The 16,219-nt window shown below is 65.4% G+C and carries 14 protein-coding genes; 8 read left to right on the plus strand and 6 right to left on the minus strand.

Features of this window, described 5'->3' with window-relative positions; all coding sequences use genetic code 11:
- Positions 1-28: 28 nt before the first annotated feature.
- Together KJP29_RS04960 and KJP29_RS04965 are read right to left on the minus strand one after the other, a co-directional pair.
- Entirely contained in the window at positions 29-1,543 is a 1,515-nt protein-coding gene (locus KJP29_RS04960; protein WP_218462466.1) for a CRTAC1 family protein, read from the minus strand.
- Entirely contained in the window at positions 1,533-2,759 is a 1,227-nt protein-coding gene (locus tag KJP29_RS04965; protein WP_370630835.1) for an ROK family protein, read from the minus strand. The genes KJP29_RS04960 and KJP29_RS04965 overlap by 11 nt, the downstream gene beginning before the upstream one ends.
- A 251-nt stretch (positions 2,760-3,010) precedes the next feature.
- Here KJP29_RS04965 and KJP29_RS04970 point away from each other — a divergent pair, with 251 nt between their 5' ends.
- The 3 genes from KJP29_RS04970 to KJP29_RS04980 all read left to right on the plus strand — a co-directional run bounded on the left by KJP29_RS04970 (position 3,011) and on the right by KJP29_RS04980 (position 6,241).
- Positions 3,011-4,000 carry a substrate-binding domain-containing protein gene (locus tag KJP29_RS04970; RefSeq protein ID WP_218462920.1) on the plus strand — a complete coding sequence of 330 codons (990 nt, stop codon included), beginning with the start codon at positions 3,011-3,013 and terminating at the stop codon, positions 3,998-4,000.
- Between the two features lie 138 nt (positions 4,001-4,138).
- Positions 4,139-5,467, plus strand: coding sequence for a sugar ABC transporter permease (locus KJP29_RS04975; RefSeq protein ID WP_218462467.1), 1,329 nt, complete (start codon positions 4,139-4,141; stop codon positions 5,465-5,467).
- 9 nt (positions 5,468-5,476) lie between these two features.
- Positions 5,477-6,241, plus strand: a complete 765-nt coding sequence (locus KJP29_RS04980) for an ATP-binding cassette domain-containing protein (protein ID WP_218462468.1) — start codon at positions 5,477-5,479, stop codon at positions 6,239-6,241.
- A gap of 1 nt (position 6,242) precedes the next feature.
- Here KJP29_RS04980 and ggpS read toward each other — a convergent pair whose 3' ends face one another.
- From ggpS to KJP29_RS04995, 3 genes are read right to left on the minus strand one after another with little or no spacing between them, the layout of a single operon-like run.
- Entirely contained in the window at positions 6,243-7,736 is a 1,494-nt protein-coding gene (gene ggpS / locus KJP29_RS04985) for a glucosylglycerol-phosphate synthase (RefSeq protein ID WP_218462469.1), read from the minus strand.
- A complete protein-coding gene (locus KJP29_RS04990; RefSeq protein ID WP_370630836.1) occupies positions 7,737-8,525 on the minus strand; it encodes an HAD family hydrolase in 789 nt (262 codons plus the stop codon).
- Complete coding sequence (locus KJP29_RS04995; protein ID WP_218462470.1) at positions 8,522-9,637, minus strand: NAD(P)H-dependent glycerol-3-phosphate dehydrogenase; 1,116 nt, start codon at positions 9,635-9,637, stop codon at positions 8,522-8,524. The genes KJP29_RS04990 and KJP29_RS04995 overlap by 4 nt, the downstream gene beginning before the upstream one ends.
- A 363-nt stretch (positions 9,638-10,000) precedes the next feature.
- Between KJP29_RS04995 and KJP29_RS05000 the strand changes: the two genes are divergently transcribed.
- The 4 genes from KJP29_RS05000 (at position 10,001) to KJP29_RS05015 (ending at position 14,153) form a co-directional block, all read left to right on the plus strand.
- The gene (locus KJP29_RS05000) at positions 10,001-10,288 is read left to right on the plus strand and encodes a putative quinol monooxygenase (RefSeq protein WP_218462471.1); all 288 of its coding nucleotides are present in this window, start codon (positions 10,001-10,003) and stop codon (positions 10,286-10,288) included.
- A 3-nt stretch (positions 10,289-10,291) separates the two neighbouring features.
- A complete protein-coding gene (locus tag KJP29_RS05005) occupies positions 10,292-11,281 on the plus strand; it encodes an aldose epimerase family protein (RefSeq protein ID WP_218462472.1) in 990 nt (329 codons plus the stop codon).
- Positions 11,282-11,385: 104 nt separating this feature from the next.
- Positions 11,386-12,849 (plus strand): xylulokinase, encoded by a 1,464-nt coding sequence (xylB, locus tag KJP29_RS05010; RefSeq protein WP_218462473.1) that lies wholly within the window; start codon positions 11,386-11,388, stop codon positions 12,847-12,849.
- Complete coding sequence (locus KJP29_RS05015) at positions 12,846-14,153, plus strand: cytochrome-c peroxidase (protein WP_218462474.1); 1,308 nt, start codon at positions 12,846-12,848, stop codon at positions 14,151-14,153. The genes xylB and KJP29_RS05015 overlap by 4 nt, the downstream gene beginning before the upstream one ends.
- A 3-nt stretch (positions 14,154-14,156) precedes the next feature.
- Here the strand turns inward: KJP29_RS05015 and argH are convergent, their stop codons facing one another.
- Positions 14,157-15,557, minus strand: coding sequence for an argininosuccinate lyase (gene argH, locus KJP29_RS05020; protein WP_218462475.1), 1,401 nt, complete (start codon positions 15,555-15,557; stop codon positions 14,157-14,159).
- On the opposite strand from argH, the gene KJP29_RS05025 reads away from it, so the two are divergent.
- Entirely contained in the window at positions 15,556-16,143 is a 588-nt protein-coding gene (locus tag KJP29_RS05025) for a TlpA disulfide reductase family protein (protein WP_255553448.1), read from the plus strand. The genes argH and KJP29_RS05025 overlap by 2 nt on opposite strands.
- Positions 16,144-16,219 lie beyond the last annotated feature (76 nt).

Consider the following 16,219-nt stretch of genomic DNA (forward strand, 5'->3'; position numbering starts at 1 on the left):
TGGCGAATGTGGCGAGATCAATCTCCGATTACGGGGAAAGGGTGATCCGGCGCCCGGCTGCGATCGTCTGCCAGTCTCCCACCGCGTCATGCGGCCAGATCACCCGGACCTCGGCCTCGGACGCGTCGCCCAGTCCGAAATGCATCCAGCCGGTGTCTCCGCCCGCGTGCCCGCCGCCAACTGTGACCTCGCGGGTCTGGGTGCCCGCCTCGGTCCTCAGTTCTATGAAGGCGCCGATCCCGCCGGTGTTGGGCACGGGGGCCTGCAGCCGGACGAGCAGCCAGTGGCCCATCGGCGCGGGGCCTTGGTAGACCTCCATCGCCGCACGGCGGTTGATCACGGCAAGGTCGAGCGATCCGTCGAGGTTCAGATCCGCCAGAGCCGCGCCGCGCGAGCGTTCCATCGTAGCGATCCCGGCCTCGACGCTTGCCTCGGAGAAGGTCCTGTCCTCTTGCTGGATCAACAGTGAATTGGGGTCTTTCATCGCGGCGTCGGGCATCTGTTCGACATTGCCCTTGGCCACGAAGATGTCGTCGCGGGCGTCGTTGTTCACGTCACCGAAGGCCGCATGCCAGCCGGTCGATGGCCGCCCATCGCCGCCCACATGGGGCCGGTGCGCCGTGGTGCCCCGCCCGTAGGTCGCGTCAGTATAGACCGGACCTCCCGCCCCGTGGTCGAAGACCTGCAGCTTCTGGTCGCCCATCGAGGTCAGGTAGACGTCCGAAAACCCGTCGCCCGAGATGTCGCGCGAAGCGATCCCCATGCCCCAGAGCTTGTAGCTTTGCCAGCCGTCCTCAGGCCCATAAAGGCGCGGGGTCTCTTCCATCGCCCACATCTGTTCCTCGCCGCCCCGCACGTAATAATGGCGGTCGTTCGACACCCGCAAGTCGGCCCGTCCATCGCGGTTCCAGTCGGTGAAGAGCATCGACAGCGCGCACCAACCGGGGGCGAGCTCGGTGGGTGGGCCGTAGCGGTCGCCCTCGGGTCGGTAGAGGAGGGTGACGTCGCAGGCCTCGAAGGGGCCGTCCTGCCGGGTGCGATCGACATAGGTGCCGAAGGCGAGAGTGGGCAGGGTCTGGCCGGTCTCCCAAGTCACGGAAAAGGCGGTGGTCCAGTGATCGGCGGAGGTGAACCCGAGGTCGAAAGGCTCGAAAGCACAGTTCCCCAGCCCGCGCAGGAGCTGGTCTTCGCCCACGCGCAGGACCGCGAGGTCGAGTTCCCCGTCGCCGTCGATGTCGAGCGGATAGGCCCCGATCACGCCGGTGAGCGCCAGGGCTTCGGGTGTTTCGGGGTGGAAGGCGAGGGTCGCGCCGGGTTCGGGCGTGTCGTTCAGGAACAGTTGTGCCGGGTTCGTGCCTCCGGCCGCGTAAAGCTCCGGCAACCCGTCGCCCGAACAGTCGAAGGCCGCGACGCCGCCGCCCACGAAATGCTCCCACCCGCCCGCGTATATGTGTTCGGCCACGGGCACGGGGATAAAGACGGGCACCTCTTGGGCGACGGCGGGCGAGGCGATCAGGCACAGGGCCATGAGGTTACGCAACATTCTGGCCAAGCTCCCGAAGTGTGAGGATCGTCACCTGTTCCATGGCATAGGCCGCAGCCCCCTTGGCCCACATGAGGTTGCCCCACTGGTTTACCTTGATGTCCGGCAAGGGCACGTCCACGTCCACCACCAGTCGCTTCATCTTGTCGATGACCCAAGGCTCGAACATGGGGCGCCGGGCGACTTCGGTGCCTGCGAGGATGATGAGTTCCGGGTCGAAGATATTGACCAGATTGGCCAGTCCCATGGCGAACATGTTGCCCGCCCGATCAATGACTTCCGTCGCGATGGGGTCGCCATCGCGGGCGGCGGCGAAAAGGTCGGTGACATCCTGATGGTCCGCATCCGCTGCGCTCATATGAGCCTCGCGCAGGAGCGCATAGTCGCCAACATAGGCCTCCAGACAGCCGCGTTGGCCGCATTGGCAGAGCGCGCCATGGGCCTGCACCTTGGTGTGCCCGAACTCGGCGCCGCAGCCGCGCGTGCCACGGTAGAGCTTGCCGCCGATCATCATGCCGAGGCCAACGCCGTGCTCCACCGTCACCACGAGGAAATCCGACAGCGCCCGGCCCATGCCGAAGATATGCTCGGCCTTGGCCACCAGGTTCGCGTCGTTGTCGATGAAGGCCGGGCAGGCGAATTCTTCGGCGAGCGCCGGGCCGAGGTCGACGTTGCGCGCCGAGAGCGACGAGGACCAATAGACATGGTTGCGCGAGGCGTCGATCTGGCCGGCGAGCCCGATGCCGACGGCGGAGAGGTCGCGCCGGACCAGCCCGGCGTCGGCGCAGGTGCGGTCCACGGCCTCGGCCACGGTGCGGGCCAGTTGCGGCCCGGTCATGCGCGGTGTGGACAGCGGGTCTTCGCGCGAAGCGATCTCGTGCCCCTCGAAGTCGATGACGAGGACGGTCACGGATTTCTGCGTCACCTTCACGCCCGCGATCCTATGCGCCGCCCCCCGCAGCTTCAGAAGAACGCGGGGACGGCCACGGCGCGTGCCGCCGGTCTTTTCTTCCGGCAGGATCTCCTCGATCAGCCCGGCCGCGAGCATGTCGGCGGTGATCGATGTCACCGTCGCGGGCGACAGCCCGGTCGATTCGGCGATGTCGATTCGGGCGATCCCCTCGGAGCCGCGAATCGTGTCGAGAACGGCCAGACGGCCTGCATCTCGGGGGTCGAAGCGATCGGTCAGACGTTCGACGGAAGGCATTGGTTCCATTGGCGTTCCTCCCTGACCCGAAGCTGATTTCCCACGGCTTTTCGGTGGGTTGCCCGGGCAAGCGGGGTGCCAAATGCCCCGCATCTCTGGCCTAGCATGAATATTTTGACAGGTAAATTAATTCAGATTAGGGTCATCTCCGACCCCGCCGTGACCGCTAACGGAAACAACCGTAACGGATGGAGAGGCGGACGGGGGAACTTTGGGAGGATATATCCGTGAAATTTCTCGCAACCGTTTCGGCGGCCGCGATGCTTCTTGGCACCGCCGCCTATGCAGAGGGCCTCACCGTCGGCGTGAGCTGGTCGAACTTTCAGGAAGAGCGCTGGAAGACCGATGAAGCCGCGATCAAGGAAGCGCTTGAAGCCGCCGGCAACACCTATATCTCGGCTGACGCCCAGAACTCGGCCGCCAAGCAGCTGACCGACGTCGAGGCGCTGATCGCGCAGGGCGCCGAAGCGCTGATTATCCTGTCCGTGGACAAGGACGCGATCGACCCGGCCGTGGACCAGGCCGCCGCCGAAGGCATCCCGGTTGTCGGTTACGACCGCCTGATCGAGGACGACCGCGCATTCTACCTGACCTTCGACAACAAGGGTGTCGGGTCGATCATCGCGCAGGAAGTGATGAACGTTCAGCCCACCGGCAACTACGCCATCATCAAGGGCGACAAGGGCGACCCCAACGCGCTCTTCCTTCTCGAAGGGATGATGGAGGTCATCGGCGACAAGGTCGAAGCGGGCGAGATTACCATCGTCGGCGAGGCCTTCTCGGACGGCTGGAAGCCCGACAACGCCCAGAAGAACATGGAACAGATCCTCACCGCCGCCAACAACGAGGTGGACGCGGTCCTGTCCGAGAACGACGGGATGGCCGGCGGCGTGATCGCCGCGCTGTCCGCACAGGGCCTCGCCATTCCGGTCGGCGGTCAGGACGGCGACCTCGCCGCGCTGAACCGTGTGGCGCGTGGCACGCAGACCGTGTCGGTCTGGAAAGACAGCCGCCAGCTTGGCGCGGCCGCCGCCGAGATCGCCGCTGCGCTCGCCGAGGGCACCGCGATGGCGGATGTGGAAGGTGCGGAAATGTGGTCGGGTGGCGAGAACGGTGTCGAGATGACCGCCATCTTCCTCGATCCCACGCCGATCACCGCCGACAACCTCGACGTCGTGATCGACGCGGGCCACATCACGAAAGAGCAAGCTTGCGAAGGTGCGATGGAAAGCGTCGCGGCCTGTCAGTAAGCCCAAGGTCGGACCCGGCGGACACGCATCCCCCGCCGGGTCCGGTTTCAACCTGCGCGACACGCGCCGAGATTGTCCCGGACGATTGGTCGAGCTCGAGGCTCCCAGGCGTCCGGCCCGTTAGAACGGACGACCCAGATGACGGATCAGACCACACAAGTTTCCACCACGATCCAGCCCGATCCCGGCGACAATGCCGTGAAACGGTTTCTCAAGGCGACCGAGATCGACACCCGCCTTCTGGGCATGGTCGGCGCGCTGCTTCTGATCTGGATCGGCTTTCACCTCTACGGTGCGCTCGTGAACGGCTTCGGCGCGTTCCTCACGCCCCGGAACCTCTGGAACCTCTCCGTGCAGACCGCGTCCATCGGGATCATGGCGACGGGCATGGTGCTGGTCATCGTGACACGGCACATCGATCTGTCGGTTGGCTCGCTTCTGGGTCTTTGCGCCGTCGTCATGGGGGTCGTGCAGACCGAGGTGCTGCCCGCGATCTTCGGTCTGGGGCATCCGTTGATCTGGGTCATCGCCTGCCTCACCGGGATGGTCGTCGGCGCACTGGTCGGTGCCTTCCAGGGCGCGCTTATCGCCTATGGCAAGATCCCCGCCTTCATCGTGACGCTGGGCGGGCTGCTCGTCTGGCGTGGCGTCGCCTACCTCGTGGTGCGGGGCGAGACGATTTCGCCGCTGGACTCGACCTTTTCGCTGCTCGGTGGCGGGCCTTACGGCGCGGTCGGCGCGGTGGGAAGCTGGATCGTCGGGCTGCTTGGCTGTGCGGGCGTGATCTTTCTGCTCCTCAACGGGCGTCGCCAGCGTCGCAAGTTCCACTTCCCGTTGCGCCCGGTCTGGGCTGAGACGTTCCTTGGCATCCTGGGCTGCGGGATCGTCATCGGCGCGGTGCTTCTGGTCAATTCCTACCCTTGGCCGCGCGGCATCGTGCGCCAGTATGCCGAGGCGAACGCGATCGAAGTTCCTGAAACCGGGCTCTTCATCTCGCACGGTTTCGCCATTCCGGTGCTGATCCTTCTGGGTGTCGGCATCGCGATGACCTTCGTCATGACCCGCACGCGCTTCGGACGCTATGTCTTCGCCATCGGCGGTAACCCGGAGGCGGCGGAACTGGCCGGCATCAACACCAAGCGCATGACGGTCAAGATATTTGCGCTCATGGGGTTCCTCTGCGGCCTGTCCGCCGTGGTCGCCTCGGCCCGCCTGAACTCGGCCACCAACGCGCTGGGTACGCTGGACGAGCTCTTCGTCATCGCGGCGGCGGTCATCGGGGGCACCTCGCTCTCGGGCGGGATCGGGACGATCTACGGGGCAATCCTGGGCGCCTTCGTCATGCAATCGCTGCAAACGGGGATGGTCCTCATCGGCTTTGACGCCGCCATGCAGCAGGTCGTCGTCGGCTCGGTCCTGGTGATCGCGGTCTACCTCGATATCCTTTACCGCCGCCGTCAGAAGTGAGGCTCGATCATGGTTAATCGCACCGGAACCCCCCTCGTCGAACTCCGCGACATCTCGATTTCGTTCGGAGGCATCAAGGCCGTCGATCACGTGTCGGTCGATCTTTATCCCGGCGAGGTGCACGGGCTTCTGGGCCACAACGGCGCGGGGAAATCGACGCTGATCAAGTGCCTGTCCGGGGCCTACAAGATGGACACGGGGGAAATCCTCGTGAACGGCAAGAAGGTCGAGATCAACAACCCCCGCGACGCGCGCGACAACAACATCGAAACGATCTACCAGACGCTCGCGCTGGCCGATAACCTCGACGCCGCGTCAAACCTGTTCCTCGGTCGTGAGTTGACGACGCCGCTTGGCACCGTGAACGACGCGGCGATGGAGGCGGAGTGCCGCAAGATCATGGGGCGACTCAACCCGAACTTCCGCAAGTTCAAGGACCCCGTAAGTGCGCTTTCAGGTGGTCAGCGGCAGTCGGTGGCGATTGCCCGCGCTGTCTATTTCGACGCGCGGATCCTGATCATGGACGAACCGACCGCAGCCCTTGGCCCGCATGAGACGCAGATGGTCGCGGACCTTATCAAGCAACTGAAGGCGCAGGGCATCGGGATCTTCCTGATCGACCACGATGTCCATGCGGTCATGGACCTCTGCGACCGTGCGTCGGTGATGAAGAACGGTCAGCTTGTCGGCACCGTCGATATCCCGGACGTCACGGACGACGACCTGCTCGGCATGATCATTCTAGGCAAGAGGCCCGGCGAAGCAGCGGCCTAGCTTACTCCGCCGCCTGCCGCGCCGCTTCGGACCCCAGTGCTTCCATCTGGTGATTGGCCCAGAAACGGATGTCGTGTTTCGCGACGACTCTGCGCAGGATGTCCATGCGGCCGCGCCGCTCGTCCTCCTCCATGTCAAGGGCCTGCTGGATCGCTGAATCCATCGATCGGTGAGAAAAAGGGTTCACCAGAAGCGCCGATCCCATCTCTACCGCCGCGCCCGCGAATTCCGACAGGACCAAGACCCCGTCGCCATCGGTGCGCGCGGCGCAGAATTCTTTCGCGACAAGGTTCATCCCGTCGGCGAGCGGCGTGATCCAGGCCACGTCGGCGGCTCGGTAGAAAGCCACCAGGCGCTCGAAGGGGATCGCGCGGGAAATGAGCGTGATCGGTTGCCAGTCGAGCGTGCCGTACATGCCGTTGATCCGGCCCGCCATCTGTTCCAGGTCCTGCTGGATGTTCTGGTAAACAGTCATGTTCTTGTTCGCGGGCACGGAGACATGCATGAGTTTGACCTTGCCGCGCATCTCGGGCCGCTCGGTGAGGAGACGCTCGAAAGACATGAGCTGATCAATACCGCCCTTTGTGTAGTCGGTCCTGCCGACCGAGAGCACAAGCTTCACGTCACCCAGATCGTCGCGGATGTCGAAGGCGCGGGTCTCGGTCGCCTCCCGGCTTGCGACTTCCTCGATATACTGCGCATCGACACCGACCGGGGATGCCTGCACGGCGACCTTGTGGCCGTCGTATTCGATCATGTCAGGAACGCTCACCTCGGTCAGCGCCGAGGCAGGGCCGGCGAACTCCGGGTCGACCTTGATCCGATGCGTCACGTCCACGTCGAACATGGACCGCGCGGCCGAGACGAAATTCGCCACATAGCGCGGAATGTGGAAGCCGACCACGTCACAGGCGAGGAGCGATTTCAGGATCTCCTTGCGCCACGGCAGCACGTTGAACATGTCTGCGGACGGAAACGGCGTGTGGTGGAAGAAGCTGATCTTCACGTCCGGGCGCATCTGGCGCAGGTAGCCGGGGACGAGCCAGAGATTGTAGTCGTGGACCCAGACAACGGCCCCCTCGGCGGCCTCGGAGGCGGCAGCCTCGGCAAAGGCCCAGTTCACTTCGCGGAAGGTCGGCCAGTCGACGGGGTCGTAGTTGTAGCGTTCCTTGAAGCCGTGAAGGATCGGCCAGAACGCCTCTTTCGAAGAAACCTCGTAGAAGCTCTTCACCTGCGCACGGGTCAGCGGCAGCCGCGTCACGGCATATGTCCCATGCGCATCCTCGATCTCGATCCGCCGCTCGAAACCGGGGTTCGAGGTATCCTGGGCCTCTTTCCAGGCCACCCAGGCGCCCTTCTCGAAGCGTCCGAAAAAGCTCTTCAGTGTCGGCACGATCCCGTTCGGGCTTTTGTTCTCGCGGTATTCGATTGTCCCGTCGACTTCGACTTCCTCATAGGGTTGACGGTGGTAGACGATGACCAGATTGGACGACATTCAGGCGCCTCCTTTCGGCGGGTTCGGGTGAAGGTCTAGCGCCTCGATGGCCTCCATGATCCCCGACGCCCCGTGACCGGAGGCGAGGTAGACATGGTCCAGAGGCGCGACCTGTTGGATGAGGTCGAGTTCGGAATTTCCCACGGCGACGGCGGGCAAGCCGCAGGCCAGCATGGAAAGGTCGTTGAGCGTATCGCCCGCGACGAGCACGCGCGCTTCGTCCATGCCCAGATGGGCGACGAGCTTGCGGATTGACGGACCTTTGGAAACACCCTTCGGCAGCACGTCGAAGAAGCGGTTGTCCGAAATGAGCCAGTCGAGGCCAAGGTCCTCCACCGTCGTCTTCGCGGCATGGTCGAAGGTGCCGGGGTCGAGGTCGTAGCTCACCCGATACCGGAACGCGGTCGGTTGCAGGCGCAGACCCGGCGCCGTGTTCAAAGCCTCCCGCACACGTTCACCGCCGTCCGCCCAAAGGGTCGCGATGTCGTGCTCCAGGTCCGGGATCGGCGCGATGGTGCGGCCGCCGTCGACGGCGGCGATGGTCGTGCCGACGTCACCCACCACGAAGTCGGGCCAGGGCAGCATGCCCGACGCACACATCTCGCCGATGAACATCGGGTCGCGGCCGGTTACGAAGATGAGGCCCACGCTGTCGCGGTTCGCCTCGATCCAGTCGTAAAGCCGTTTGCGTTCGGTCTCTGCCCCGCCGAGGAAAGTGCCATCGAGATCGGTGGCGAGGGTGAACTGGCGCTGTGCGAGCACGGGAAGGGTGTCGGTCATCTGGTTCATAGGGCTCTGAATCCTAACGTCGCGGTCGGTGCGGGATGATCGAGCAGGATGTCGAGCGCGCGGGGTTCGGCCTCGATCGGCCGGGTCCAGAGCGCGTTGAACGAAGTTTGCAGGTCCGCGCCCTCGTGCAGCACCGCGTTCACGGTTTCGCAGATCGGCATGGGCACGCGAATGCGACGGGCGAGGTCCACGACGGACCGGGCGTTCACTTCGCCCTCTACCACGACGGGCTTGCCATCGAAACAGTCGGCCCGCGCGGTACCTTGGCCAAGCTGCGTGCCCAGCGACATGTTGCGGGACGTGGTGGACGAGCAGGTGAGGGTGAGGTCGCCCGCACCCGACAGGCCGGTGACGGTTTCGCGACGGCCACCCAATGCCTCGGCCAGTGTCTTCATCTCGTCGATCCCCCGGGTGATGAGCGCGGCGCGGGTGTTTTCGGCAAAGCCCGCGCCCGACATCATGCCGCAGGCGATGGCGATGACGTTCTTCACCGCTCCGCCGACCTCGACCCCGATCAGGTCGTCGGAGACATAGGGGCGAAAGCCGCCGCCGGACATCGACAGCGCGAGGCGAGCGGCGGGGCTGGAGGCCGGGTTCATCCGGTCGCGGTAATGGAAGTTGAAGGCAACTGTCGCGGCGGTCGGGTGGTCGAGCGCGGTTTCCCGGGCAAAGGTCGGGCCGGAGATCGCGCCGATCGGATGGCCGGGAAGCTCCTCGGCGGCGACCTCGGACAGAAGCAGACCTGAGCCAAGCTCGATCCCTTTGGCGCAGAGCGCGAGCGGGATACCCGGGGCGATGTTAGGCGCGATGGCGCGACACATGTCGCGCAGCGTAGGCGACGGGGTGACGATCAGTACGGCCTCGGCCCCGTCGAGCGCCTTCGCTAGATCCGAGGTCGCGTGCATCGGTGGCAGTTCGACGCCGGGGAGGTAATCGGGATTGGCAAGGGTCCTGTCGATGGTTTCGGCAAGGTCATTGCGTCGCGCCCAGATCGTCACCGACCGGCCGGCGCGGCCCGCGACGCTGGCCAGGGCGGTGCCCCAGGACCCGCCGCCGATCACGGCAATGCGGGAATAGGGCAGGGTGGACGTTCCCGTCACACTGTCTTTCATCTGGGCCAAAGCCCCTCTGGATTGTCGTGACTCAGCCGGTGACGGGCGGGCCGACCGAGGGGACGCGGGCACTATGGCTCGCGCGTCCGCCATCCCTGCCGCGCCCCCTCCGATCCGCCCGGAGGAGCATGAAAACCATGAAGCGCGGCCAATGAGCGTGAGACAAACGTAATCCCTGCCTGTCCCATGTCCAGTGAACGCTGCATCGCAGCGTATGGTTCCGGGTGGACAGTAGGGGATTTCCGCGAAGGGATGGATTTGCCGACGGGTTGCACAAAAAACAGGCAAACGCGAGATGCGCTCCCGTCTTGCAAACCCTTTGGAAGCTTCGCAGGGTCATTCGGAAAACGCGGAGGAAACGCCATGCATGGGCTGATCGGAAAATTCATTGCCAAGGAGGGCGAGGGCGCGGCACTCGCGGCGATCCTGTCTGAAAACGCGGGCGGGATGATGCCCGGGTGCAGGTCCTATATCGTGGCGCAGGACGCCACCGAACCCGATCATATCTGGGTCACGGAAGTCTGGGACAGTGCCGAGGCGCACAGGGCGTCGCTGGGTCTGCCGTCGGTGCAGGACGCCATCGCGCGGGCGCGTCCGATCATCGCGGGGATGGAACGGCTGGCCGAAACCGCGCCCGTGGGCGGGATCTGACGCGTGGCGAAGGTCGACACTTTCGGCATCCTGCCGGACGGCACGCCGGTCGAGAGGGTCACGTTGACCGGCGGCGGGCTGACCGCGCGTGTGCTGACCTATGGCGCCGTGCTGCAGGACCTGCGGCTTGACGGCATAGATCATCCGCTCGTGCTCGGGGCGGAGGAACTCTTGCCTTACCTCGGGTCGATGACGTGGTTCGGGGCGCTCGTCGGGCGCTTCGCCAACCGGATCGCAGAAGGTCGGCTGGTGATCGACGGGGTGGTGCATCACCTCGACCGCAATGAAGGCGGGGTGACCTGCATTCATGGCGGGACAAAAGGCACGGGCCAGCAGGTCTGGACCATAGACACGGCGACCGAGGACCGGCTGGTGCTTGTCCTTGAGGAACCAGGCGGGCACATGGGGTTCCCGGGCGCGCTGTCCATCAGGCTGGAGATTGCGCTGGCCGGCGACGGTGCCCTGTCCTTCGACATGACGGCCAGGACCGATGCGCCGACAGCGGTGAGCCTTGCGCATCACAGCTATTTCAACCTCGACGACGGGGCGGACATTCTGGGCCATCACCTCTGGATCGACGCAGACAGCTTCGTCCCGACGGATCGGCACGGCATCCCGACCGGGCTAACGCCGGTCCGGGCGACACCCTTTGATTTCACCACGGAACGCGCCGTCGCGCCCGGGGGGATCGATCACAATTTTTGTCTGTCCGATGGCGACAGGCCACTGCATGATGTGGCGCGGCTGACCGGCACGAACGGCCTATCCCTGAGCGTCGCAACCACCGCACCGGGGCTGCAGGTCTATGACGGGGGCCATATTGCGGATCTGCCCGGCCTTGGTGGTCGGCTCTACGGTCCCCACGCGGGCATCGCGCTCGAAACGCAGGTCTGGCCGGATGCGCCGAACCAGCCGGGTTTTCCCAAGTGGCGTCTCGACCCCGGCGAGACCTATCGTCACAAAGTGGTCTACCACTTCCAAACCCCTCGTTGACAGAACTGCCCCGGGTGCAACGCACGCGTTGACTCAATCTGTTAGCGCTAATATTTTGACGCGTGAAATAAATGCTCCGCGCAGACGGGGCGAAGGGAGGATGGATGTATCTGGGTCTCGATCTGGGAACCTCGGGGTTGCGCGCGATCTTGACGGATGGAGAGGGCGCCGTCCTCGGCGTGGCCGAGGCGCATTATCCGAATCCCCATCCCCATCGCGGCTGGTCCGAACAGGACCCGGCCGATTGGATCAGCGCCTGCGAGACCTGCGTGGCTGAACTGCGTGCGGCACACGGGGCCGCCTTTGCGGCTCTGCGCGGAATCGGTCTTTCGGGGCAGATGCACGGGGCGACGCTCATCGATGCCCAAGACCGCGTGCTGCGCCCCGCGATCCTGTGGAACGACACCCGCTCGGCGGCGGAGGCAGCGGCCTTCGACGCCGATCCGATGCTGCGCGAGGTGTCGGCAAACATCGTTTTCCCCGGCTTCACCGCGCCCAAGCTCGCTTGGGTGGCAAAACACGAGCCGGAGGTCTTCGCGCAGGTCGCCAAGGTGCTCTTGCCCAAGGATTACCTGCGGCTCTGGCTCACCGGCGAATACGTCTCGGACATGTCCGACGCCGCCGGGACCACCTGGCTCGACGTGGGCAAGCGGGATTGGTCGCAGGCGGCGCTCGACGCCACGGGAATGCGGCGCGACCAGATGCCGGAGCTTGTGGAAGGCTCGGCACCGGGCGGGATGCTGCGGACGGCGCTCGCGTCCGACTGGGGCGTGCAAGGCTCGGTCGTCGTGGCCGGCGGCGGCGGCGACAATGCCGCGGCGGCCTGTGGCGCGGGGTGCTTTGCCGAAGGCATGGGCTTCGTGTCTCTTGGTACGTCCGGAGTGCTCCTCGCGGCACGGGACAGTTTCGCGCCGGCCCCGGAAAGCGCGGTGCATACCTTCTGTCACGCCGTGCCGGATCGCTGGTATCAGATGGGCGTGATCCTCTCGGCCACCGACAGCCTGAACTGGCTCGCGCGCGCGGTGAATTCGGAGCCGGGCAAGCTGGCCCAAGCGCTCCCGGATCGTGCCAGCGGCCCCGGCGACCTCCTCTTCCTGCCCTATCTCTCGGGCGAGCGGACACCGCATAACTCGGCCAAGCTGCGCGGGGCCTTTGTGGGTCTCGACGTGGCGCAAGGCTCCGAGGCGTTGACACAGGCGGTCATGGAAGGCGTGGCCTACGCTCTGCGCGACAGCTGGGAAGCACTGAAGTCTACCGGGGCGACGCTCGACAGCGTGCTCGCCGTCGGCGGCGGGGCGCGGTCGCGTTTGTGGCTCGAAACCATTGCCTCGACGCTGAACCTGCCCCTGTCGCTGCCAGCGAGCGGCGAGTTTGGTGCGGCGCTGGGCGCGGCGCGGCTGGCGATATGCGCAGACACCAGGGCAGATCCGGCAGATGTCATGACCGCGCCCGAGGTGGCCGAGGTGATCGAACCGGACAGGGACCATGTGGCCGCCTACGAGGCCGGATATCAACGGTATGCGGCGCTTTATCCGGCGCTCGCGGCGGATGCGGAGCGCGCGGCATGACACGGGCCTGGATCGGCGTACTTTTCCTTCCGGTAGCGGCAAGCGCGGCGGAGGACACGCCGTTCCGCCCGGACCTTGGCCCCGAGCCGGTCTTTGCGACAACCGAGATGGCCCGGGTCGAGCTGGGGCACCTCCTGTTCTACGACCCGATCCTGTCGGGCAACCGCAACATCGCCTGCTCCACCTGTCACCACCCGACCCTCGGCACCGCCGACGGTGTGTCGCTTTCCATCGGCGAGGGCGGGCACATGATGGGGCCGGAACGACACATGACCGCCGACAACCGCCCCGAGCAGCGCATTCCGCGCAATGCGCCGGGGCTGTGGAACCTTGGCGCCGAAGAGTTCACCGTGATGTTCCATGACGGGCGGCTCGAAGCCGATTCGAACGAGCCCAACGGCATTCGCACGCCGCTGGGCGCCGAGATGGTCGAGGGGTTCGACAGCATCCTGTCGGCCCAGTCCATGTTCCCCGTGCTCTCGGGTGACGAGATGGCCGGACATTACTCCGAGAACGAGGTGAGCGAGGCCGTGCGCCTTGGCTTCCTCGCATCTGAGGGCGGGGCCTGGGACCGACTGGCCGCACGGGTGGCGGCAATCACTGAATATGCCGAAGCCTTCGACGCCATCGCGCCGGGTCAGCCGATCACCTTTCCCGAGATTTCCAATGTCGTGGCGGATTTCATCCGGTTCGAATGGCGCGCGACCGACTCGCTCTTCGACCGGATGATGCGGGGAGAGACCACACTGCCGCCCGAGGCGCAGCGAGGCATGGAGCTTTTCTATGGCGAGGCGGGCTGCGCCTCCTGCCATTCAGGCTGGCTTCAGACCGACCACGACTTCCACGCCATCGGCATGCCGCAGTTCGGGCCGGGCAAGGCGGCGCGCTTCGAGAACCACAAACGCGACGAAGGCCGGATGCGGGTGACGGGCGATCCGGCGGATGCCTATGCCTTCCGCACGCCCTCACTTCGGAACGTGACTCTGACCGCGCCCTACGGGCACAACGGGGCTTATCCCACGCTCGAAGGTGTGATTCGCCAACACCTTGATCCGACGGCGGCGCTGAGGGCCTATGTGCTGGAAACAGCTGCCCTCCCGGCCTTCGACGGTGCCAACGATACATTCGTCATCGCGAACCCGGACGAGGTCGAGCTAATCGCCGCGGCGAACGACCTGCCGGTGCATCCGCTCCCGGACGAGGACGTGGCTGCGCTTGTCGCTTTCCTCGAAACCCTCACCGACAAGGCCGAGCGTCTGGGTGTGCCCGACAGTGTGCCGTCGGGACTGCCGGTAGATCGCTAGGGACTAGCCCAGCCGTTCTCGCCACGCGGCGATCTGTTCGCGCACCCGCACGGGGGAGGTGCCGCCATAGCTCATCCGCGACGCGACCGAGGCATCGACGGTCAGCACGTCATAGACGCCCCCGGTGATGTCCGCATGGACGGATTGCATATCGGCGAGCGACAGGTCGGGCAGGTCGCAGCCCTGTTTCTCGGCCATGGCGACCAGCGAGCCGGTGACGTGATGGGCGTCCCGGAACGGCAGGCCCAGCTCGCGCACGAGCCAGTCGGCAAGGTCGGTGGCGGTGGAAAAGCCCGACGAGGCGGCGGCGGCGAGCGAATCTTTGTTCGCGGTCAGGTCGGTGACCATCCCGGTCATGGCGGCCAGCGACAGCATCAGGTTGTCGGCGGCGTCAAAGACCTGTTCCTTGTCTTCCTGCATGTCCTTGGAATAGGCGAGCGGCAGGCCCTTCATGATCGTGAACAGCGCCACCATCGACCCCATGATCCGCCCGATCTTGGCGCGGATCAGCTCGGCCGCATCGGGGTTCTTCTTCTGCGGCATGATCGACGAACCCGTCGAGAAGCGGTCCGACAGGGTGACGAAGCGGAACTGGGCCGAGGACCAGATCACCAGCTCTTCGGCAAAGCGGCTGAGGTGCAGCGCGCAGATCGTGGCGTTCGAGAGAAATTCCAGCGCATGGTCGCGGTCCGACACCGCGTCGAGGCTATTGGCCATGGGCCGGTCGAACCCCAGCGCCTGCGCTGTCATGTGGCGGTCGGTCGGGAACCCGGTGCCCGCGAGCGCGGCAGCGCCAAGGGGCGACTCGTTCATTCGCACTCGCGCGTCCTGAAACCGCGACTTGTCGCGCGCGAACATCTCGACATAGGCCATCATGTGATGGCCCCAAGTGACCGGCTGCGCGGTCTGGAGGTGCGTGAACCCAGGCATGACCCAATCCGCGCCCGCCTCGGCCTGATCAAGGAAGGCCCGGATGAGCGCGTCGAGCCCTTCGATCGCCGCGTCCACCTGATCGCGGACCCAGAGACGGAAGTCGGTCGCGACCTGATCGTTGCGCGACCGCGCGGTGTGCAGACGGCCCGCAGGTTCGCCGATGATCTCCTTCAACCGCGCCTCCACGTTCATGTGGATGTCTTCGAGCGCGGTGGAATACTGAAACGTCCCGGTCTCGATCTCTGACAGAACCGTGAGAAGCCCTTCCCGGATCGCTTCCGCATCCTTATCAGAGATGATGCCCTGTGCCGCGAGCATCGCCGCATGGGCGCGCGAGCCGGTGATGTCCTGCCGGGCCATGCGCTTGTCGAACCCGATGGAGGCATTGATTGCCTCCATGATCGCATCGGGACCCGCGGCAAAGCGCCCGCCCCACATGGTATTCGCCGAATTTTTGGTGTCGTTTGTCATGGCACGGACCTGGGAGAACTGGATGATCTATCGCACGGCTCTATACGCGGCCCTCCTCATGGGTGCAAACGTGGTCTTCGCGGATACGGCGTCGATGGAGGCGCTGCGCGAGGGGAGCATGACGAAGCTCATGTTCCATTCGGAGCCGAAGGCGGCGAGCGGGGCGACCTTCACGGACGAGGCGGGGGCCGAACGGTCGCTCGCCGACTACCGGGGCAAGGTGGTGGTGCTGAACTTCTGGGCCACCTGGTGCGCGCCCTGCCGCCACGAAATGCCCATGCTCGACGCCTTGCAGGCTGAATTCGGCGGCGAGGATTTCGCGGTGGTGACGGTGGCCACAGGGCGGAACAAGCCGATGGCGGTTCAGAAGTTCTTCGACGAGGTCGGCGTGACGAACCTGCCGAAACTCTACGACGCGAAGAAGGTGCTCGCCTCACAGATGGGCGTCATGGGCCTCCCCGTGACGGTGATCCTCGACCGGGAGGGGAACGAGGTCGCGCGGATGATGGGCGACGCGGATTGGTCGTCTGAGAGCGCCCGCGCAATCGTCGCGGCGATGATCGGCGCAGAGGGGGCGGGCGGCTAGGAGCCGTCCACGCAGACACGCGCAACGCAGGGGACCAGATAACCCTTTGCACAGCGGCCCGGTTTCGCTAGACCGA

This window comes from Maritimibacter sp. DP1N21-5 (assembly GCF_019218295.1).
Lineage (GTDB): Bacteria > Pseudomonadota > Alphaproteobacteria > Rhodobacterales > Rhodobacteraceae > Maritimibacter.

Bases quoted from the DNA above. Each gene is read 5' to 3' on its own strand.
- KJP29_RS04960 (WP_218462466.1), bottom strand. From the start codon at position 1,543: ATGTTGCGTAACCTCATGGCCCTGTGCCTGATCGCCTCGCCCGCCGTC.
- KJP29_RS04965 (WP_370630835.1), bottom strand. From the start codon at position 2,759: ATGGAACCAATGCCTTCCGTCGAACGTCTGACCGATCGCTTCGACCCC.
- KJP29_RS04970 (WP_218462920.1), top strand. From the start codon at position 3,011: ATGCTTCTTGGCACCGCCGCCTATGCAGAGGGCCTCACCGTCGGCGTG.
- KJP29_RS04975 (WP_218462467.1), top strand. From the start codon at position 4,139: ATGACGGATCAGACCACACAAGTTTCCACCACGATCCAGCCCGATCCC.
- KJP29_RS04980 (WP_218462468.1), top strand. From the start codon at position 5,477: ATGGTTAATCGCACCGGAACCCCCCTCGTCGAACTCCGCGACATCTCG.
- ggpS (WP_218462469.1), bottom strand. From the start codon at position 7,736: ATGTCGTCCAATCTGGTCATCGTCTACCACCGTCAACCCTATGAGGAA.
- KJP29_RS04990 (WP_370630836.1), bottom strand. From the start codon at position 8,525: ATGAACCAGATGACCGACACCCTTCCCGTGCTCGCACAGCGCCAGTTC.
- KJP29_RS04995 (WP_218462470.1), bottom strand. From the start codon at position 9,637: ATGAAAGACAGTGTGACGGGAACGTCCACCCTGCCCTATTCCCGCATT.
- KJP29_RS05000 (WP_218462471.1), top strand. From the start codon at position 10,001: ATGCATGGGCTGATCGGAAAATTCATTGCCAAGGAGGGCGAGGGCGCG.
- xylB (WP_218462473.1), top strand. From the start codon at position 11,386: ATGTATCTGGGTCTCGATCTGGGAACCTCGGGGTTGCGCGCGATCTTG.
- KJP29_RS05015 (WP_218462474.1), top strand. From the start codon at position 12,846: ATGACACGGGCCTGGATCGGCGTACTTTTCCTTCCGGTAGCGGCAAGC.
- KJP29_RS05025 (WP_255553448.1), top strand. From the start codon at position 15,556: ATGGCACGGACCTGGGAGAACTGGATGATCTATCGCACGGCTCTATAC.
- argH (WP_218462475.1), bottom strand. From the start codon at position 15,557: ATGACAAACGACACCAAAAATTCGGCGAATACCATGTGGGGCGGGCGC.